The sequence below is a fragment of the Paraburkholderia sp. RL18-085-BIA-A genome, assembly GCF_046027075.1.
GTDB lineage: Bacteria > Pseudomonadota > Gammaproteobacteria > Burkholderiales > Burkholderiaceae > Paraburkholderia.
On sequence record NZ_JARESU010000059.1, the window covers coordinates 34,950 to 54,784 of the forward strand.

Below are 19,835 nucleotides of genomic sequence, written 5' to 3' on the forward strand. Positions count from 1 at the left end.
TCCGATCTCTGTTCAACGATGAAGCGAACTGGCGATGAAGCGCGAACCGATCCTCGAATGTGATGTGCTGGTGCTGGGTTCCGGCGCCGCTGGTCTTGCCGCCGCGGTGACCGCCGCGACGCGCGGGCTGCGCGTGATGGTGGCGGAGAAGGCCGACGTGTTCGGCGGCACGAGCGCATGGTCGGGCGGCTGGATGTGGATTCCCGGCAACCCGCTCGCCGCGCGTGCCGGAATTGTGGAGGAACCCGAAGCATCGCGGACCTATCTGAGCAACGAACTCGGCACCCACTTCGACACCGCCAAGGTCGACGCATTGCTCGAAGCCGGTCCGCGGATGGTCGAGTTTTTCGAACGCCATACGTCGATGCGTTTCATCGACGGCAATCGCATTCCCGATTTTCATACGACGCCCGGCGCTGCGAGCGGCGGCCGCTCGGTGTGCGCGATGCCGTTCGACGGCCGCGAACTCGGTCCGCTGATTGAACGGCTGCGCCCGCCGCTCGGCGTCGTGACGCTCAAGGGCATGGCGATCGGCTCGGGCCAGGATCTCGCGCACTTCTTCAACGCCACACGCTCGTTGCACTCAGCCATGCACGTGCTGCGCCGCCTCGCGGCATTCGCGGGCCACAAGCTGCGGTATGGCCGTTCGATGCATCTGGTGAACGGCAATGCGCTGGTCGCGCGTCTGCTGAAATCGGCGCACGACCGTGGGGTCGATTTGCGCACGAATGCAAAGGCGGTGGCGTTGCTGCGCGAAACGGGTGGTGAAGCGGGCAAGGAAGCCGGCCGCGTGATCGGCGCGCGTGTCGAGATCGACGGCGTGTCGCACGAAGTGCGCGCCGCGCTCGGCGTGGTGCTCGCTTGCGGCGGTTATCCGCACGACCTCGCGCGTCGCGCGCAGACTTTCGCTTATACGCCGTCGGGGCACGAGCACTGGTCCGCTGCGCCGCTCACGAATACCGGCGACGGCATTCGTCTCGGCGAAGCGGCCGGCGGGCATTTCGATGCGTCGCTTGAGACGCCCGCGGCATGGGCGCCCATCTCGCTCGTGCCGCAAGGCGGCGGCCAACCGGCCGTCGCGTTCCCGCATCTGATCGAGCGCGCGAAGCCGGGCGTGATCGCGGTGACGCGGGCAGGGCAGCGCTTCGTCAATGAAGCGTCGTCGTATCACGACTTCATCAGCGCGCTGATCGGCACGACTCCCGCTGGCGACGAAGTGTGTGCATGGCTGGTCTGTGACCACCGATTCCAGCGCCGTTACGGCCTCGGTTTTTCAAAGCCGTTTCCGTTTCCCACCGCCCCGTATCGCCGCTCGGGCTATCTGAAGCGCGCGAACAGTCTCGCCGAACTGGCTGCGCAATGCGGGATCGAGCCGCAAGGACTTGAGAACACCGTCGCCGCATACAACAGCTATGCGAAGGACGGCTACGATCCGCAATTCCACAAGGGCTCGACGCCGTACAACCGCGTGCAGGGCGACGCGCGGCACACACCGAACCCATGCGTCGCGCCGCTCGAAGACGGCCCGTTCTACGCAGTGAAGTTGTTGCCCGGCAGCCTCGGCACGTTCGCGGGCCTCGCCACCGACGCAAGCGCCCATGTACTCGGCGACAACGGCCAACCGGTGCCGGGCCTGTACGCGGTCGGCAACGACAGCGCCAGCATGATGGGCGGCTGTTATCCGAGCGGCGGCATCACGCTCGGCCCCGCGATGATCTTCGGTTATCTCGCGGGACTCGCTCTCGCCAGCGCGGCTCAAACTGCCAAGGCGGACTCGACGAAACAACCCACCCCGCCCACGAATTCCACCATCCCGTCACAAGGACACATGCAATGACTCTCTACGACGTCGTCACGCTCACAGTGAAAATCGGCGCGAACGCGCAGGTCTTCGAAAGTATCAAGGCAAGTGGCGACCAGCCCGGCTCGACACTGCTCGGCTGCTGGTATTCCGACATCGGCGCGCTCGGGCAGGTGCTGGTGCTGCGCGGTTTCGACTCCGAAGCGTCGTTGATCACCGAACGCAAGCGCATGCTGCTCGAAGGCAATCCGTTCGGTTGCGGCGAGTCCGTCACCGACGTGAAGATCGACAGCTATGCGCTGTTCCCGTTTTTGCCGCCGATCGAGCCGGCCGTGCACGGCGGCATCTACGAGATGCGTGTCTACGGCACGAAGCTGGCGAGCCTGCAGCACACCATCGATGCATGGGAGAAGGCCGTGCCCGAGCGTACCCGGCGCTCGCCGCTGGTTGGCGCGATGTATTCGCTCGACGGCACCGTGCCGCGCTTTCTGAACATCTGGCCGTATGCGAGCGTCGACGAACGCTCGCGGATTCGCGCGGAAGCGGTGAAGGACGGCATCTGGCCGCCCAAGGGCGGCCCGGCGCATCTGACCACGATGGAGTCGACGATCTGCGTGCCGGCGCCGTTCTCGCCGCTGCGCTGAACGCGATTGAACGCATCTGAACACCAGGAGACGACATGTCCCAGCATCACTCGCGAGCGCTCTCGCTATCGGCGTTGACGGTGCTCGAACTAAGCCCGCCGCAGATGGTGGAGTGTGCCGCGCAGGCCGGCTACGACTTTGTCGGGCTGCGCCTGTTGCCCGCCACCGATCATGAAGTGCGGCACGAGATCATCGGCCCCACGCCGCTAAAGCGCGAGACGCTGGCGCGTTTGCGCGACACCGGCATCAAGGTGCTCGACGTCGAGATTCTGCGGCTCAAACCTGATACCGACGTGCGCGCCTATCAGCCGATGCTCGACACCGCCGCCGAATTCGGCGCGCGCTACGTGCTGGTCGCGGGCAACGATCCCGACGAAGCGCGCACGGCGGAGCGTCTCGCGCAACTGTGCGATCTGGCCGCGCCGCTCGGCCTGTCGCCGTCGCTCGAACCGATGCCGTGGACCGACGTGAAGGACATCACGCAAGGCGCGCGCATCGTGAGGGCGACGACGCGGCCCAACACCGGTTTGATCGTCGATCCGATTCATTTCGACCGCGCGGGTTCGTCGACCGTCGCGTTACGTGCATTGCCGCGCGAGTACTTCGGCTACGTGCAGTTTTGCGACGCTCCGGCCGAGCGCCCCGCCGACCTCGACACGCTGCTGTTCCAGGCGCGTTGCGAGCGTCTGATTCCGGGCGAGGGCGGCATCGATCTCGCCGGCATCCTGCGCGCGTTGCCGGATGATTTGCCGCTCAGTATCGAAGTGCCGACGCAGCAGTGGGCGCGCACCGCGCCCGCGCTCGCTCGTGCCCGCAAGCTGCGCGAGGCGACGCTCGGTGTGCTCGAACGGGCTTACGCGATGACGTAAGCCGTCAACGTCGTGCCAGTCCACCGAGCCGAAGCGCACGGCAAAGATGCGCTGCGGACTGGCGCTGTCAATCGATAAAGACAAGAACGGTCTGGAACAAGCAGATGGAACCTTCAAGCAAGGCGATGCGGGCGAACGTGCGCGCATCGCGAGTCATCGCGTGCAGCAGTTGCTCGACGAACAGCCGGTCGGGCGCTTTCAGATTCTCGTGTTGCTGATGTGCATGTTCATCGTCACGCTCGATGGGCTCGACACCGTGATGGTCGGCTTCATCGCGCCGGCGTTGTCGAGCGCGTGGGCGATTCCGCGCGATGCGCTCCGCCCCGTGATGAGCGGCGGCCTGCTTGGGTTGGCGTTCGGTGCGCTGTTCAGGGGCCGCTCGCGGACTGCTTCGGCCGCAAGACGGTGATGACTTGCGCGGTGCTGTTGAAGGGCGCGCGTCATCGCGGGCCGGCGTTGCAGGTGCGTGCGGGGATTGGGCACTGACCTGTGCGTTGGGCGCGGGCCGCTGACTACGGCCGCCGGCGTCGGCTGGATTTCGTGCAAGCCCGGTGCCAACGCGCTTGAGTTCCGATATGGAATCGTGTTCTCATTCGGGATCGAAATCGAACTGAGAGTGCATCATCATGGCGGGGAATCTGGAGCGGGCGCTGGCCATCATCGAATTGCTGGCGCGCCAGGGCGGCAGCATGCAACTGGCCGCGATCGCCGACACGCTGAACATTCCGCGTAGCGGCACGCACCGGCTGCTCGCGGAGTTGAGCGAAGAAGGCTATGTGCGTCAGGATGAGCACGGCGAGTACGTGCTGGCGCTCAAACTGGTGTCGCTCGCGCTGATGTGGCTGTCCACCGGCGGCGTGCTCGACATCTCGCAGCCGGTGCTCGACCGGCTGGCGGCGGCCTCGGGCGAGCTGGCGCGTCTGGGCGTGGTCGAGGACGATCGCATCACTTTTGTCGGCAAGGCGCAGGGCGCCAAATCCGGTTTGCGCTACGACCCGGACATGGGTAGCCAACCGCCGCTGCATTGCACGGCGAGCGGCCAGGCGTGGCTGTCGACGATGAGCGACGAGGAAGCGCTCGAACTCGTCTCGCGCCAGGGCGGCATCGGCAAGGCGGGACCGCGCGGGCCGAAGGCGCCGAAGACGATCCAGCAGTTCCTGCAGGACCTGAACGGCGCGCGCAAGCGCGGCTATGGCATCGCGAGCGAAACCTACGAGGCGGGCATGACGTCGATGGCGGCGGTGATCCGTCATCCGGTGACGGGGCTGGTGGTCGGCATCGTCAGTCTCGCGGGGCCGACCAGCCGTTTGTCGGACGCGCGTCTGAAAGAGCTGGCACCCGCGCTGCTCGAAGCCGCGACGGACATGGGCGCGGCCACGCTGAGTTCGCCGTATTTCAAACGCAGTCTGCGCGTGGCGCCGGTGGCCGCCGTGGTGCAGCCGGTCGAGCCGAAGCGCAAGGGGCGGCCGCGTGCGGCGTGACGCGTGAGACGCGTTTGCGCGCATCGGCAAAGCGCGTCGAGATCGACGCGCGATGAAAACATCACTGCGTAAGCGAATGAGCCCACGGCATCAAGATGCGCGTTCGCGGGCCGTTAAAGAACTGAGCTTCACGATTCCCCCAGCCGCTTCCCCGACTATCGCGACAAGTCTGTCGACCACCACTTATGCACACTGCTGCCGGCATCCACGCCCAGCCATCGCGCGCCGAACTTCGGCGGATCATTACCGCCATCGTGATCGGCAACGGCTTCGTCGCCTACGATTTCACTGTCTATAGCTTTTCGGCCGTCATCATCGGCAAGCTGTTTTTTCCGTCGGACAATCCGGCGGCTTCGCTGTTGCTCTCTCTCGCCACCTTCGGCGCGGGCTTCGTGATGCGCCCGCTCGGCGCCCTGATGATCGGCCACATCGCCGACAGTCGCGGCCGCAAGGCGGGCCTCACCGTATCGCTCACGCTGATGACGCTCGGCACGTGGCTGATCGCGTGCGTGCCGGGCTATGCGTCGATCGGTCCCGCCGCGACCGTGCTGATGGTCCTCGCGCGGCTGATGCAAGGGCTCGCCTCGGGCGGCGAGATCGGCCCGGCGTCGGCCTCCCTGATGGAGTCGGCTGGCTACGGGCAGCGCTGCTTCATGGTGAGTTGGCGCGGCGCGAGCCAGGGCGCGGCCGCGTTCGCCGCCGCGCTGGTCGGCGCGGCCACCACGGCGCTGCTGTCGCCCGCCGCGATGCACGAGTGGGGATGGCGCATTCCGTTCGTGCTGGGCGGCCTGATCGGCCCGGTCGGCTGGTATCTGCGGCGCCGCATGCCGGCCGCCGCGCCACGCCAGCGAGTGCGGCTCAGTCCAAGGCGGATGTTCGCGGAGCACAAACGCCCGCTCGTCTGCGGCATTCTGATGATGGCTGCGCCTTCGGTGAGTATCTACCTCACGGTGTTCTACATGCCGGCCTATCTGGTTCGGACGCTGCATCGTCCGCCGGCGATCAGCTTGTTGACGGCCTGCCTGTCCGGCCTCGCGATCCTCGTGACGACGCCGCTGATCGGGCGCGCAGCCGACCGGCTCGCAAGCCGCAAGACCTTGCAATACGCGTCGCTGCTGGCGTCGCTGAGCGTGACGTGGCTGGCTTTCCGCGCGCTGACCCACGGCGCGGGCGATCTCGCCGCGCTGGTCATCATCACGGCGTATGTGGCGCTAGCCGTCAACAATGCTGGCGCCAGTTCGGTGCTGATGATGGAAGCCTTTCCGGAGCAGCGGCGCGCGGCCGGGTTGTCGGTGATCTACAGCTTCGGCGTGGTGCTGTTCGGCGGCTTTTCGCCGTTCATCGTGACATGGCTGATCGAGCGGACCGGCAATCCGATGATTCCGGCCTGGTATCTGATGGGCGCGACCGTGCTGACGCTGATCGCGCTGAAGGCGTTTCCAGAACGAACGGCGCCCCTCGCGTGCGCCGATGGTGCGGTACGGCCGGCCGGCTGAACGCTACGTCGCGTTGCGAAGCCGCAGATCGAATGCGCGGGCGCGCATGTCCTGCGGGCTCATGTCGAACGCGCGGCGAAACGCGCGGGTGAAGTCGGAAGGGCTTTTGAAACCCAGCCCATACGCGATTTCCGCGACCTGCAGATGCGGAAAACGGACCAATTCGTCCGCCGCTTCCCGCAACCGCCGATTGCGAATATAGGCGCCGAGCCCGCCCTCGTGCTCGAACCAGCGGTAGATGGTCGCGCGTTTCAGTTGCAACGCCTGCACCACGCTGGTTGGCGTGAGGTCGTCGTGATGCAGGTTGGCCTCGACATAACGGCGCACCTGTCCCATCAACACGGCCTGCAGCGCCGCGCGGTCCGCGCCGCTCAGGCGTGCCGCCTTGCGGAACGCGGCGAGCAGCAACTGGGCGCCCGCGTGCAGCGCGTCGATTGCGCTGGCCGGATCGAGCGACGGGATTTCGCGGGCGACCGCCGCGAGATGATCCAGCACCACGCCGGCAAGCGGTGACTGCTTCTGCACGATGCGGCCGTGAATGCCGGCGCCGTCGCGCAAACCTTCGTCGACGACGCTGGCCGGCACGAACAGGCTCAGCAGCCGGCATTTGGGGCGTTCCGCGCGGAACGGCTGGTTCAGATCGAACGCGACGATGCCTTGCACCGAGCCCACTTCGCTGCGCTTTTTGCGCATGCCGCTCACGTGGCCGACTTCGCCTTCCAGGAAGAGTTGAAACGCGTAGTCGCGCCGCGTGTCGGTGGATACGCGGGCCACCGAGCGTTCCAGACGCATCGAATCGGTGCTGCAGTCGGTGAACACCATGCCGCCGACCGCATATAAATCGATTTCACCATCGAACCCCCCGGCGACCTGTTCCTTCGACGGCGGCGCGTCGACCACATGGCCTACGCGCTGGCGCCACGCGAGGAACTGCTGGTCCGCCGCGAGGCCGCGCGTGCTGAACCGGCTCGTCGAAATGGCGGAGCGCGAATCGGCGGCGGCGGCCGCGGCCAGGTGTGGCGGCAGTGAGCGGTGGGTCATGAGTCGGTCGCGGCTGGCAGGTCGGTGCAGTTACGGTGGCAGGGACGGCGGCAAGCGGATCGGTAGCCGAACCGCAAGCGAACCAAAAAAAGTGAGCATCTCGCACGTCGTCGCCCAATATTGAGACGCATGGTAAAGCCTAACAAAAAAGATGCATTATCGTCACACGATTAGATTGCAGATCGTTTTCGCTGGCGGCGCCGTGCAGGAGTTGGCGGCGGCCCCCGGATCCGTAACTGCGCGTCAATGAGCGCCGAGCGCGATGCGCGGCGCAAGGGTGCGAGGTAACCGCTTTGCCAGCAGGTCATTCACGGGGTGGGAAAGATGAGCGGCACGAGCAAGCAACCGACCGCGCAAGGCGGTGGACGGCGTCCGGCCAGTCTGGTGGATAGCCAGTTGCAGCATCTCGAGAACATGGTCGAGTACGTGGCGCGCGGGAGCGCGGCCGGCGTGCCGCATGCGTTCGACCATGAGTATTGGGAAAAGCGCCTCCGCGCGCTTGAAGAAACCCATGAACTGATTGCGAGTCAGCGCGAGCGCATCGTGAGGCTGCAGGGACGGCTGGCGATGCAAGCGCAACTGGGGCTCAAGCGGCGCACCGCCGCTTGAGAGCCAGTAGAAGAACGGAACGCGAGGACCGGAGTAGCAAGCAGGGGAGAACCACAGCGATGCCGGCAGGCATCGGTAATAAAAAACTGTAGGACCTGAGAGAAAGTGGCGATGACGCGAACGGGCCCAAAGAGGTCCGTCGCTCATCGGCCCATCACCGAACAGAACACTTGCGGCGTGAATCCATGCCGTTTCCGGCCGTTTTGCCCATCAGCGGCGGTCGATGATCTTCCCAGACACTCACATAACCGGCGCGCATTGCATCCGCTTTGCTTTCGATCTTGCGCGCAAACCGGCCTCCTCACAGCCGACCAAAATAGCCGGAATTACGCAGCCTATTTTCATATGAATCGTAGGCAGCCATTTAATAAAGGCATTTTCGCGGTAATTATGACCGTATTTAAACAGGGTGCGATTAAATACTGAGTATGCGAAACACGCAGTTAATTTAGCGCTGATAAACTGTGCGCCTGAGCAGTGCGGCAAGGTCTTTTACGCCATCGTCCGTTCCCTCGATTCCGGCAGTGCAAACTGCCCGGAAAGACGGTAGAAACAGGCCTTTTCCGCGATTTGGAAGACGCGCTTACGCCACATACTGGCCGAAGTGAACGCGGTTAAAAGGGACATATTTCTGGTTGTTCTTTTCAGTCGTCCTTTCTTCCCTGCACGCGTGGTGTTTCGCATCAGCGATTTTCCTCGCCAAACTCATCCTCCCTGATTTTGACCAGTATCGGGGCTCGCTTTGAGCCCGTTTTTGGAAGTGACTCATGAAGCCGGGAAATCATTCGCTTGGAAAGAAACGCACTCGCAAGATCGTCTTTGCGGTGCTTGCCGTATGCATCGCGGTACTGCTCGGCGTGGGCTTGTGGTATTCCCAGCAGCGCGCCGCGCAGACTGCGCCGGCGCTGACCGGCATCGCGAGCCAGATGCGCCACGGCACGTCGGCATGGACCCACGAAGAGAGAGATGCATCGCAGATGCTGCGCGATATTCACGACGCGAACGTCGTCGCGATCGGCGTAAGCCCCAGCGCCATTCTGGTGTCGACGCGCGACGGCTCGAAGTACTTCGTCACCGACCACAACGCGACGTTCTCGCATGCGCTGCTGCTAGGCGAGCCCAAGGCCGGCCAGGCCGCGCCGTATCAACTCGTGTGGCTGCCCGACGCGGACATCCAGGCCGGCGGCGCGCACTGGACCCAGGCGCTCGACCACTTGCGCGACGCCATCAGCGTGCTGTTGCCGCTACTGCTGATCGGCGGGATGGTCTGGTTCATGCGGCGCGAAATGAAAGGCGGCGCGACGCTGCTCACCGAAACGCCCGCGCTGCGTTTCGACGACGTGATCGGCGCGGGCGAAGCGAAGGCCGCGCTCGCGGACATTCGCGGCTACCTGTCCGATCCGAAGCAGTTCACGTCGATGGGCGTGCGCGCGCCGTGCGGCATTCTGATGGTGGGCGGTCCGGGCGTCGGCAAGACCCGGCTCGCGCAGGCGCTCGCCGGCGAATGCGGCGCGAGCTTCATCTCGATCACGGGCAGCTATTTCAGCGCGAAGTACTATGGCGTGGGCATCCAGAAGGTCAAGCATCTGTTCGAACTGGCGCGCAAGAACGCTCCTACGGTGATCTTCATAGATGAAGCCGACGGTCTCGCGAAACGCACCGACACGGGCGGCGGTCCGGTCGAAGCCGAGAGCAATCGCATCATCAACCAGTTGCTGGCGGAGATGGACGGCTTCGCTTCGAACGAAGGGGTCATCGTCGTTGCCGCGACCAATCATCCGGACAATCTCGACGAGGCGCTGCGCCGGCCCGGCCGTTTCGATCGTACCGTGCAGGTCCGTTTGCCCGATCGCGAAGACCGCGCGAAGATTTTCCGCTTCTACGCGGAAAAGCTGAAGTCGAAGTCCGCGGACATCGACTATGACCAGCTTGCGCGTCTCACCACGGGCTTGTCGCCGGCTACGGTGGCGATGGTCGTGAATCAGGCGGGGCTCGTCGCGCGCAAGGCCGGCGACACGGAAATTGCCTCGAAGCACTTCATGGAAGCAATCAAGATCGCGCGCATCGGTGACGTGAGCGGCGCGGAGCGCGCGCTCAGCGAAGACGAACGCACGCGCATCGCGGTGCATGAGGCGGGGCATGGGCTGGTCGCCGCGCTGCTCGGCACCGGCGTGCTGGAAGAGGTGACGATCCTGCCGCGCGGCGGCGCGCTGGGTGTCGCCCTCATCACCAAGGCGCAGGACAAGCATCTGTATCGTGAGACCGAGATCCGTAACGAGATCCAGGTTCTGCTCGGCGGCCGCAACGCCGAAATTCTGACGTTCTCCGAAGCATCGAGCGGCGCCGCGTCGGATTTGCAGGAAGCGTCGCGGATCAGCCTCGACATGGTGTCGAAGTTCGGCTTCAACAGCGACGGCAATCTGTTCAGCCTCGCGGCGCTGCCGTCGCAGTACGCGGGTCTGCAAATGAAGAGCGCGATCGAACATGCGAACGTGCTGCTCAAGGAATTGAACGAACTCTGCTATGGCCTTCTGCAAGCCTACGAGCCGGTGTTGCGCGCAATCGCCGACGAACTGCTGGAGCACGAGACCGTTCCGGGCGAAACGGTTTATCGGTTGATCCGCGAACACAAGAGCACGCTGACAATCGTTCACGAGCCGGCTGCGGCGTGAGCTGGCTCTGCCGGGCGCGCGGCCTTCCTGGCGGCGCGCCCGCGATGCCCCCATTGCGCCTGCAAAGAGAGGCTGGCGTAGTTAGAATCCGCCGCGCTCTTTCACCGGCTCGCAAAAGGGCTTCTATACGCTGAATTCCGGTTGCACGGTACATTGACCATTCGTTACGACAGCGGGTGGTCCTGTTGCTCGAAATGGGCGTGACCGATCATGCGAGACTCATTAAAGCCGTCATTCGCGGCGAGACCCTCTACACTGCCGTCCAGACCATGGTCGGCGCGATCTATCAGGCACCTCGTCAGGAGGCCGTGGACGCCAGCGGTCGGCGACCCGGGGCGGCACTGGGAAGGCATCGCAGGCCAGCGTCGCTAGGCGAAGTCGGACGGCCCCGGTGGCGGAACGCCGGGAGGCGGGTCGGTTTCGCCTAAAGGGTCGGCTTTGGCGTCGTCCGCCTCGTCGGCGGGCGGGGGCGTTTCGCCTTTGTGCGGCAGCGGCTGATCGAGACCGGGCTCGACCGGCGTGGGAATTGCATTGCCGATGGGCTTGGAGACCTCGGTGGGCGCGCCGCCGGGGTCTTCGTCGGCCTCACGATCGGATTCGTTCGGGGGATTTGCCATGTTTGCCATGACGCTCTCCGGTTGATGGGTTTAGTGAGGAGAGCAGCAATGCGCGTACCACGGCCATGATTGATGTGACTGAGGTGATTCCCGCGATCGAAATCGCGGCGCGGGTTAGACGGCGTCGGAAGCCGTGCTGTCTTCGCGCAACGTCCGCTCGTTGCGAGGCGCCACAGTGGCTATCGTTCCCGCTGCAACAACCGGCGTTGCATGCGCCGGCCGACGCCGTGTCTTCAGCCGGAGAATCGGCTCTTCGATCAGCCGCCACGACAGAACCGCGATCGCGAGCGAGATCGCAAACGACGCCGCGATGCCCACGGCGTGCGCCCAGAGCGGCACCGTGCCGCCGAAGAGCGCTTCTGCGCGATGGTTGCGGGCGAGGTCGGGGATCAGATTGTGATAGAGATAAAAGCCGTAGCTGATGCGGCCGAAGCTCACCAGCCAGCCCGTTTCGAGCAGACCGATCACGACGGCGTTGCGGCAGCAGGCAATCGAACACACGAGCGCCGCAATGCAGACGCCGTATAAAGCGCTGACCGCGGTGAACAGAAGCGGATTGTCGAGCGTGCTCCATGTCGGCTCGGTCGCGCACAAGCCCACGAGGCCGAGACTCAGAGCGAACAGCGTGAGGCCGTGTCCGAGCCACGCGCGCACGCGGCTCTGTTCGCGCGCGATCATCAGGCCGCCAATGCCGCCTAGCGCCAGCAACCAGAAGTTGCTCAGCGGATGCGTGTAGATCGTGATCTCTTCCCAATGCGCGGCGCGCATCGCCAGCAAAGAGCCCAGTCCGAGCGCGACGATTGCCCAGCACACCGCGCGATGCCGCCGCGCGGCAAGCAGCAGCAATAACGGCGCGACCACCAGATAGAACTGCTCTTCAATCGCGAGACTCCACAAATGCGAATAGCGCCCCGGCCAGTAACGTAGCACCGTGCCGATCCAGAAGTTCGACAGATAAGCGAAATGAAACGGCATGCCGCTCGCGAGTTCAGGACTCGCGAATCCGAATGCCATCAGCACGCACATCACCGTCAGCATCAAGTAGTAGATCGGAAAGATGCGCAAGGTCCGGCGAAACAGAAAGCGCTTGAGTTCGGCGCCGAACCCGCTGCCCCCGGTTTCGATGCGCGCGCGTTGCGTAGAAAGAATGCCGATGATCAGAAAGCCGCTCAGCGCGAAGAAGATCCACACGCCGAGATGACCGATCTCGCCGATGTCGCCAAACAGGCGGTGCTGGAAAAACACCATCAGCACTGCGATGGCGCGCAATCCGTCGAAGCCGGCAATCCTGTTGTTCATGTGGTTGTCTTCCAGAGCGAAGGCCACGCGCGAGGCGCTGCCGTTCAGGGCGTGGTGGAAGGACCGGAGTGCCGGCGCCGGCGAAGCCGGGTTCGGCGGGAAAATGAGGCGTCGTCACGACGCTCGGCGAGCCGGCCGATCGCGGATCAGTCGGCAGCGTGTCCGGTCCACATGAGTGGCCGCCGCCGGAAGAGGGCATCGTGCGAGACAAGCGCACGAGCTTCGGCGGGCAAGCTTGCAAGCATCGTACGATGAAAAAAAGCGAAAAAAATCGCATGACGCGTTCAGTGAATTTTTTTCGTCGCGTATTGCCGGTCGTTCTCGCGCTTCCGATATGAAAGCCGCAAAACTTGCCGCAAAAGTTGCCGCATTTCGAACCGCGACGACTCAGTATTACCGCACGCCGACAGCCGAATTTCAGATCGCCGCTACGTGCGCGGAAATTAGAGGGTGGTTGTCAGCGCCCAACGGCGACGCGTACGGGGGTGGCCGGAACAATTTATTCTCCTCGTATTCCTACGATGTGTTGCCACGAATACAGCGGTCGATTGACCGAGGCTCACGGCGCGTCGCGCGCCATCATTGTGCGAGGACACGAATGGAAATTCGCCGGGGACGCTCGATCGAAGTGGATTTCTTTCGCGGCGTCGTGCTGATCGTCATCGTGCTGGATCACATTCCCGGCAGCACGTTATCGCATCTGATGTTGCACGCGTATGCGTTGTGCGACTCGGCCGAAGTGTTCGTGTTTCTCGGCGGCTATGCATCGGCGGCGGCGTATGCGGCGGTGCTCGCGGGCCGCGGCGAAAACGCGGCGAGGATGCGCTTCTTCAGGCGCTGCTGGGAAATCTATCGTGCGTACTTATTGACGGCAGTCTTGACGCTCGTGTCCGGCGCGCTGCTCGCGCTGCTGCATCTGAATCCGCCGATGGTCGAGTTGACCGGTTGGCTGCCTTTCTCGGGTCAGCCGCTACGCGAGGCGTTCGACATCGCGGTGCTGCGGCGGCAGCCGTATCTGTCGAGCGTGCTGCCCATGTACGTGATTTTCGCGCTGGGCGTGCCTTTCGTCGTGCCGCTCGCGCGCCGTTCGTCGCTGATGGCGTTGGGCCTGAGCGTGGCGATCTGGGCGCTCGCCCGGCCGCTGGCCGCGTTATTCAGCATTGACGACATGGCTGACTGGGCTTTTAATCCGTTTGCGTGGCAACTGATGTTCGTGCTCGGCATTCTGTGCCGGGTGCAGCCCATCAGCGAACGCTTCCACGCAAGCCGCAGCGCGCGCTGGTTGACGCTGGCCGCGGTGGTCGCGGTGCTGGCGTTCGCCGTCGTCAAACTCTTCGTGCTGACGCAACCATTGCCCGGCACGCTTAAACAGAATCTGTCCGTGGATCGTGTGATCAACTTTCTCGTGATTGCCTGGCTGGCCGCGCAGTACGTGCGGATGGGTTGCGTCGCGCGGCTCGCGCAGCGCCTGCCCGCCGTGGTGACGGTCGGCCGCACCGGGCTCGTGTGTTTTGTCACGGGCACGCTGGTGTCGTTGATCGTCGACACGGCGACGCCGCACACGTTTCATGGCTTTCGCGGCGTGCTGATCGGGCTGGGCGGCGATCTGGTCGCGATCGGCGCCGTGCTGATGATCGCGCGCGGCTGGAGCGGCTGGAAAGGGCAGCAGTCGGGTGCGCCGGCCAATGGCGCGGGCTACGGATGACGGTGCGGTGGCGCCGCAGGCGTTTCACGCGCAATGCGCACACGGCCGCCAAGGCCGCTGGCGCGCTGTTATGGCTCGCGGCTCACCCGGCTCAACCCGCGCTTGCCGCGCCCCAAGATGCCTCGCTCGCAATGCGTTGCGCCGAATTCGCGGGTGCGGTGTTGCCTCCTGAACTGATTGCGTTGCCCACTGCCGGCGCGCAGATCGAAAGCGCGACGATGGTGCGGGCCACCGCACCCGGCAATCAGCAAGGCGGCGAGTATTGCCGCATCACGGGCCGCATCAAGGCGCTCAAAGCGAGCACGCCTGATATCCGTTTCGATCTGAATCTGCCGCGCCGATGGAACGGCCGCGCGCTGCAGATCGGCGGCGGCGGTTATAACGGCGTAGTGGTGAGCGGCACCGGTGTAATGCCGTTTTCGCCGGACCGCGCGCCGCTCGCGCAGGGCTATGCGACGTTCGGCGACGACTCGGGGCATGTCGGCGATTCTTCGCTCGCGGTCTTTGGGCTCGTCGACGAAGCGGTGACCAATTTCGGCTACGCACACCTGAAGAAGACTCACGATGCGGCCGTCGCGTTGATCGCGCGCACGTATGGCAGGCCGCCGCAGCGCATGTATTTTGCCGGCGGCTCGACCGGCGGGCGCGAAGGCTACACCGTGATGCAGCGCTTTCCCGACGACTACGACGGCGTGATCGCCAATTCCCCCGCGCTCAATTTTTCCGGCGTGCGCTTGATCGGCGTGAAGCTGGGCCACGCGGAATACGCGACGCCCGGCGGCTTCGTTCCACCGCTGTTGCTGGAGCGCGTGTATCAACGCACGCTTGCCGCGTGTGACCGGCTCGACGGCGCGGCGGATGGCATCGTCAGCAATGTCGCCGCGTGCCGCGCGCACGAAGCGGAGATCGTCGACGCGTTGCGCTGCGCGGGAGCCACGACTACAAGCGACGATCAATGCCTCACCGACCCGCAACTCTCCACACTGCTCGTGATGCGCGATGGCCTGTCGTTGCCGTACCGTCTCGCTTGGGACGTCGGCGGTTATCGCGGCTACAACGTTTTTCAAGGCACGCATCTGACCGGAATGCTCGGGCTCGCGCATCAGCGGGAGCGCTCGCCGGTGCCGACGTTCTTTGCCAACGGCTATCTGTTCGCGCAAGGCGACGGCTACATCCGCTACTTCGTCGCGCGGGATGCGGACTTCGATTCGCTGCGATTCGATCCGAAACATCCGGGCAAATATCGCGCGCAGCTGATTGCGTTATCGCAGACGATCGGCGCGATGAACCCCGACCTGTCGCGCTACATCGGGCACGGCGGCAAGCTCATTACGTTGCAAGGCCTCGCCGACGAAGTGATCAGCCCGAATCAGACGATCGCGTACCATCAGGCGCTGATCGATCGCTTCGGCGCCGCGCAGGTCGACGGTTTCATGCGGCTCTACATGGTGCCGGGGTTTCAGCACGGCAGCGGCGTGTTCATTCCGTCAGTGGATCTGCTGGGCGCGCTCGACAACTGGGTGACGCGCGGCACGGCGCCCGAGACCTTGACGGCAACCGACATCGCCGCGGCGACCAATGGACGCTCGCGGCCGTTGTGCCGCTACCCGCTGTTTCCGCGCTACACCGGCAAAGGCAACGTGAATCAGGCGAGCAGTTTCGTGTGCTCCGAATCTTCCGAACCTTGAGGCGATGGTCGAGGCGGAGTGAAGCAGGCGCAAATGAATACAGCGGGCAGGGGCCCGGCAAGGGCAGCGAATTCGTCGTATGTCTGCCGCTGACTCACCTCGCTCACGCCGACCAACCCGCGTCGGCGGCGCTGCGCCTGCTGCGGGTGGATGACAGCGTCGACGCCGCGGTGGGAATGCCGCCGGTGCTGGAGTCGGATGGTCACGACGTGCGTGTTGCGCACGAGGCCGTGACCGCGCTCGAACTTGCCGAAGAGTTCGTGTTGAAAATCGTGCTGCTCGATCTGGGCCTGCCGGGCATGGACGGTTTTCAGCTCGCGTTGGAGCTGCGCGAGCGGGCCGCCACGGTCAATGCGCTGCTGATCGCGAGCCGCTTTCCCGTCGGGCAGCGCCAGGCGCACAACGCGTGCTGGGCGGCGCGCGGTGCTGGCGCTCATGGTCGTCCGCACGCTTGTCCATATTGATACGGAACCCGAACTATTTTGCAGTGCAGCGAACCGCAGGCCCGCTGCGCCGTGCGTCCCGCCGTGCCATCGCGGCGCGCGTCTTCCGATAGTCCGGCCCACATCGCCCGTTCGACCCGCTGCACGGTTTCACACTTTCCATTACATTGCGGGGGCGGCCGCGCGTTCGCGCCGCTCCTTCCAATCAGATAGTGGTGTCTGCCATCGTCGAATCCATGCAGCCAATCGTCTCGGTCACGAACCTCTCGAAAACCTATGCCAGCGGTTTTCATGCGCTCAAAAATATCAACCTGGCTATCAACCGTGGAGAAATTTTTGCCTTGCTCGGCCCGAATGGCGCGGGCAAGACCACCCTCATCAGCATCATCTGCGGCATCGTCAATGCCAGCGTGGGCAGCGTCATCGTGGACGGCCGCGACATCGCCGCCGACTATCGCGGCGCTCGCTCGCTGATCGGCCTCGTGCCGCAGGAGTTGACCACCGATTCCTTCGAATCCGTCTGGGCGACCGTGTCGTTCAGCCGCGGGCTGTTCGGCAAGCCGAAAAACCCGGCGTACATCGAGAAAGTGTTGCGCGACCTGTCGCTGTGGGATAAGCGCGACAGCAAAATCATCACGCTGTCGGGCGGCATGAAGCGCCGCGTGCTGATCGCCAAGGCGCTGTCGCACGAACCGCGGGTGCTATTCCTCGACGAGCCGACCGCCGGCGTGGACGTCGAATTGCGGCGCGACATGTGGAAGCTGGTTCGCTCGCTCGCCGAGAACGGCGTGACGATCATCCTCACCACGCACTACATCGACGAGGCCGAGGAAATGGCCGATCGCATCGGCGTGATCAGCGGCGGCGAGATCATGCTGGTCGAAGAGAAGACGGAGCTGATGCGCAAGCTCGGCAAGAAGCAACTGACGCTGCAGCTGGACAGCCCGCTCACGCAAGTGCCGGCGTCGCTGGCCGGCTACGCGCTGGCCGTCGCGAAGGACGGCAACGAGCTGATCTACACCTACGAAGGCGAGGGCGGCCGCACCGACATCATCGCGCTGCTCAAGGCGCTCGACGACGCCGGCATCCGCTTCAAGGACCTGCATACCACGCAGAGTTCGCTCGAAGACATCTTCGTCAGTCTGCTCCGAGGTGACCAATGAATATCTACGCAATGCGCGCGATCTACAAGTTCGAGATGGCGCGCACCTGGCGCACGCTGATGCAAAGCATCATCGCGCCGGTTATTTCGACATCGCTTTACTTCGTTGTGTTCGGCTCGGCGATCGGCTCGCGCATCAAGGAAGTGGACGGCATCAGCTACGGCGCGTTCATCGTGCCGGGGCTGATCATGCTGTCGTTGCTGTCGCAAAGCATTTCGAACGCGTCGTTCGGGATTTACTTTCCGCGCTTTACCGGCACGATCTACGAGCTGTTGTCGGCGCCGGTGTCGTACCTGGAGATCGTGGTGAGCTATGTGGGCGCGGCGGCCACCAAGTCGATCCTGCTCGGATTGATCATTCTCGCGACCGCCGGACTGTTCGTGCCGCTGCAGATCCAGCATCCGTTCTGGATGGTGCTGTTTCTCGTGCTGACGGCGGTGACCTTCAGCCTGCTCGGGTTCATCATCGGCATCTGGGCGGACGGCTTCGAGAAGCTGCAACTCGTGCCGCTTTTGATCGTCACGCCGCTGACCTTTCTCGGCGGCAGTTTCTATTCGGTGAACATGCTGCCGCCGTTCTGGCGCGTCGTGACGCTGTTCAATCCGATCGTCTATCTGGTGAGCGGCTTTCGCTGGAGTTTCTTCGGCCTCGCCGACGTGAACGTCGGCTTGAGTCTCGGCATGACCGCGTTGTTTCTCGCGGTGTTTCTGCTGATCGTCGGCTGGATCTTCCGGACCGGGTACCGGCTCAAGAGCTGAGGGTGCGTGAGGCGTCGTGCATCGTGCGGGATTCGCGGCGCTCCTGAACGCGGCATGCGAAACTGATGGCCACCTTCACTACGGAGCCCATTGCCACCATGTCCGTTGATCTGAGTCTGATTGAGCGAAGCGCGTGCGATGTCGTCGAACTGTTGCGCGAGGAGGCGCTGAGTCCGCATGACCTGCTCGACACGCTGGCCGCGCAGGTGGCGCGCGTCGAGCCGCAGGTCAATGCGCTACCCACCCTGTGTTTCGAGCGCGCGCACGCGCATGCCGATGCGCTGCTTAAAAAGTCGGTGGCCGAGCGTGGCCTGCTATGCGGCCTGCCGGTCCCGATCAAGGACCTGACCGACGTCGCGGGCGTGCGCACCACGCGTGGCTCGCTGGTCTACCGCGACCGCATTCCCACCGCGTCGGACGCCGGCGTGACGCTGCTCGAAGCGCACGGCGGCGTGGTCTACGCGAAATCGAACACGCCGGAGTTCGGCTCGGGCGGCCATACGTACAACAGCGTGTTCGGCATCACGCGCAATCCGTGGGATTTGTCGCGCTCGGCGGGCGGCTCGTCCGGCGGCGCGGCGGCCGCGTTGGCGTCGGGCACCGCGTGGGTCGCGCAGGGCTCCGATCTGGCGGGGTCGTTGCGCACGCCGTCGGCGTTCTGCGGCGTGGTGGGTCTGCGGCCGACGCCGGGGCGCGTGTCATACGGCCCGGCCGCCAATCCCTACGACACGCTCGGCATTCATGGGCCGATGGCGCGCAACGTGACCGACGCGGCGCTGCTGCTCGACGCGATGTGCGGCGAAGTGGATAGCGCGCCGCTGTCGCTGGTCGAGCCGGCGGGTTCGTTTCTCGCGTATGCGCGCAGCCCCAAGCGCCCGGCGCGCGTCGCATTCAGCGCGGGGCTCGGCATCGCCACGGCCGAACCGGAGATTCTCGCGATCTGCCGTCAGACCATGGACCGGCTTGCAGGGGCCGGCATCGGCGTGGATGAAAGCGATCTCGATCTGAGCGCGGCGACCCAGGCGTTCCACACACTGCGCGGCATCGCCTACGCGACCAATTACGAGGACGTGCTCGCGCAGCATCGCGACGTGCTGAACCCGAACGTGATCTGGAACATCGAGTTCGGTCTGCAACTGGACAACCGTGCGATGCGCTCGGCGCAGCGCACGCGCGCCGAACTGTTCCACAAGATGACTGCGCTGCTGCAACGCTATGACGTGCTGATCTGCCCGGCGTCGATCGTGCTGCCGTTTCCGGTCGAAGCGCGTGACATCCGCGACGCGGCCGGCCAGCACTTCGACACCTACATCGACTGGCTCGCGATCACCTACGCGCTGACGCTCACCGGCATGCCGGTCATCGCGATTCCATGCGGGATGAGCGCGAGCGGATTGCCGGTGGGCATTCAGATCGTCGGCAAGGTGCGGGGCGAAGCGGCATTGCTGTCGGCGGCGCGGGCGGTGGAGGAGATCATCGGCACGTGGGCGACCCGCGAGCCGCAAGTGCGCTGAGCGGTTGCTCAGCGCGTAGGTCCATGCGTGTACTC

General features: G+C 64.6%; 17 protein-coding genes. 14 read left to right on the forward strand and 3 right to left on the reverse strand.

Translation table 11 applies throughout. The annotated features are described in order from the left end of the window. The first annotated feature begins 34 nt into the window (after nt 1-34). The 6 genes from P0D89_RS30600 to P0D89_RS30625 all read left to right on the forward strand — a co-directional run bounded on the left by P0D89_RS30600 (nt 35) and on the right by P0D89_RS30625 (nt 6,291). Nucleotides 35-1,837: an FAD-dependent oxidoreductase gene (locus P0D89_RS30600; protein ID WP_408377629.1), complete on the forward strand. Its 1,803-nt coding sequence runs from the start codon at nt 35-37 to the stop codon at nt 1,835-1,837. Next, entirely contained in the window at nt 1,834-2,445 is a 612-nt protein-coding gene (locus tag P0D89_RS30605) for an NIPSNAP family protein (protein ID WP_408361840.1), read from the forward strand. Before P0D89_RS30600 ends, P0D89_RS30605 begins: the two co-directional genes overlap by 4 nt. 35 nt (nt 2,446-2,480) lie before the next feature. Then, nucleotides 2,481-3,314, forward strand: coding sequence for a sugar phosphate isomerase/epimerase family protein (locus P0D89_RS30610; RefSeq protein WP_408377631.1), 834 nt, complete (start codon nt 2,481-2,483; stop codon nt 3,312-3,314). A gap of 46 nt (nt 3,315-3,360) precedes the next feature. Next, entirely contained in the window at nt 3,361-3,723 is a 363-nt protein-coding gene (locus tag P0D89_RS30615; RefSeq protein WP_408377632.1) for a hypothetical protein, read from the forward strand. A 217-nt stretch (nt 3,724-3,940) separates the two neighbouring features. Then, nucleotides 3,941-4,795 carry an IclR family transcriptional regulator gene (locus P0D89_RS30620; protein ID WP_408377633.1) on the forward strand — a complete coding sequence of 285 codons (855 nt, stop codon included), beginning with the start codon at nt 3,941-3,943 and terminating at the stop codon, nt 4,793-4,795. A 185-nt stretch (nt 4,796-4,980) separates the two neighbouring features. After that, nucleotides 4,981-6,291 carry an MFS transporter gene (locus tag P0D89_RS30625; protein ID WP_408377634.1) on the forward strand — a complete coding sequence of 437 codons (1,311 nt, stop codon included), beginning with the start codon at nt 4,981-4,983 and terminating at the stop codon, nt 6,289-6,291. Nucleotides 6,292-6,294: 3 nt separating this feature from the next. Here the strand turns inward: P0D89_RS30625 and P0D89_RS30630 are convergent, their stop codons facing one another. Next, the gene (locus P0D89_RS30630; protein ID WP_408377636.1) at nt 6,295-7,332 is read right to left on the reverse strand and encodes an AraC family transcriptional regulator; all 1,038 of its coding nucleotides are present in this window, start codon (nt 7,330-7,332) and stop codon (nt 6,295-6,297) included. A 324-nt stretch (nt 7,333-7,656) separates the two neighbouring features. Between P0D89_RS30630 and P0D89_RS30635 the strand changes: the two genes are divergently transcribed. Together P0D89_RS30635 and P0D89_RS30640 are read left to right on the forward strand one after the other, a co-directional pair. Continuing rightward, nucleotides 7,657-7,941 (forward strand): hypothetical protein, encoded by a 285-nt coding sequence (locus tag P0D89_RS30635; protein WP_408377638.1) that lies wholly within the window; start codon nt 7,657-7,659, stop codon nt 7,939-7,941. Nucleotides 7,942-8,708: 767 nt separating this feature from the next. Further along, complete coding sequence (locus tag P0D89_RS30640) at nt 8,709-10,613, forward strand: ATP-dependent metallopeptidase FtsH/Yme1/Tma family protein (RefSeq protein ID WP_408377640.1); 1,905 nt, start codon at nt 8,709-8,711, stop codon at nt 10,611-10,613. A 368-nt stretch (nt 10,614-10,981) separates the two neighbouring features. Here the strand turns inward: P0D89_RS30640 and P0D89_RS30645 are convergent, their stop codons facing one another. Then, on the reverse strand, nt 10,982-11,239 hold the full coding sequence (locus tag P0D89_RS30645) for a hypothetical protein (protein WP_408377642.1): 258 nt from the start codon (nt 11,237-11,239) through the stop codon (nt 10,982-10,984). A 105-nt stretch (nt 11,240-11,344) separates the two neighbouring features. Next, nucleotides 11,345-12,529, reverse strand: a complete 1,185-nt coding sequence (locus tag P0D89_RS30650) for an acyltransferase family protein (RefSeq protein ID WP_408377644.1) — start codon at nt 12,527-12,529, stop codon at nt 11,345-11,347. A gap of 598 nt (nt 12,530-13,127) precedes the next feature. On the opposite strand from P0D89_RS30650, the gene P0D89_RS30655 reads away from it, so the two are divergent. The 6 genes from P0D89_RS30655 to P0D89_RS30680 all read left to right on the forward strand — a co-directional run bounded on the left by P0D89_RS30655 (nt 13,128) and on the right by P0D89_RS30680 (nt 19,800). Beyond that, on the forward strand, nt 13,128-14,234 hold the full coding sequence (locus P0D89_RS30655) for an OpgC domain-containing protein (RefSeq protein WP_408377646.1): 1,107 nt from the start codon (nt 13,128-13,130) through the stop codon (nt 14,232-14,234). Further along, nucleotides 14,231-15,922 carry a tannase/feruloyl esterase family alpha/beta hydrolase gene (locus P0D89_RS30660; RefSeq protein ID WP_408377648.1) on the forward strand — a complete coding sequence of 564 codons (1,692 nt, stop codon included), beginning with the start codon at nt 14,231-14,233 and terminating at the stop codon, nt 15,920-15,922. The genes P0D89_RS30655 and P0D89_RS30660 overlap by 4 nt, the downstream gene beginning before the upstream one ends. Further along, nucleotides 15,898-16,386, forward strand: a complete 489-nt coding sequence (locus tag P0D89_RS30665) for a response regulator (RefSeq protein WP_408361826.1) — start codon at nt 15,898-15,900, stop codon at nt 16,384-16,386. Before P0D89_RS30660 ends, P0D89_RS30665 begins: the two co-directional genes overlap by 25 nt. A 215-nt stretch (nt 16,387-16,601) precedes the next feature. Beyond that, nucleotides 16,602-17,528, forward strand: coding sequence for an ABC transporter ATP-binding protein (locus tag P0D89_RS30670; RefSeq protein WP_408361861.1), 927 nt, complete (start codon nt 16,602-16,604; stop codon nt 17,526-17,528). Continuing rightward, the gene (locus tag P0D89_RS30675; protein WP_408361825.1) at nt 17,525-18,286 is read left to right on the forward strand and encodes an ABC transporter permease; all 762 of its coding nucleotides are present in this window, start codon (nt 17,525-17,527) and stop codon (nt 18,284-18,286) included. Before P0D89_RS30670 ends, P0D89_RS30675 begins: the two co-directional genes overlap by 4 nt. 98 nt (nt 18,287-18,384) lie before the next feature. Next, nucleotides 18,385-19,800: an amidase gene (locus tag P0D89_RS30680; RefSeq protein WP_408377650.1), complete on the forward strand. Its 1,416-nt coding sequence runs from the start codon at nt 18,385-18,387 to the stop codon at nt 19,798-19,800. The last annotated feature ends 35 nt before the right edge of the window (nt 19,801-19,835 follow it).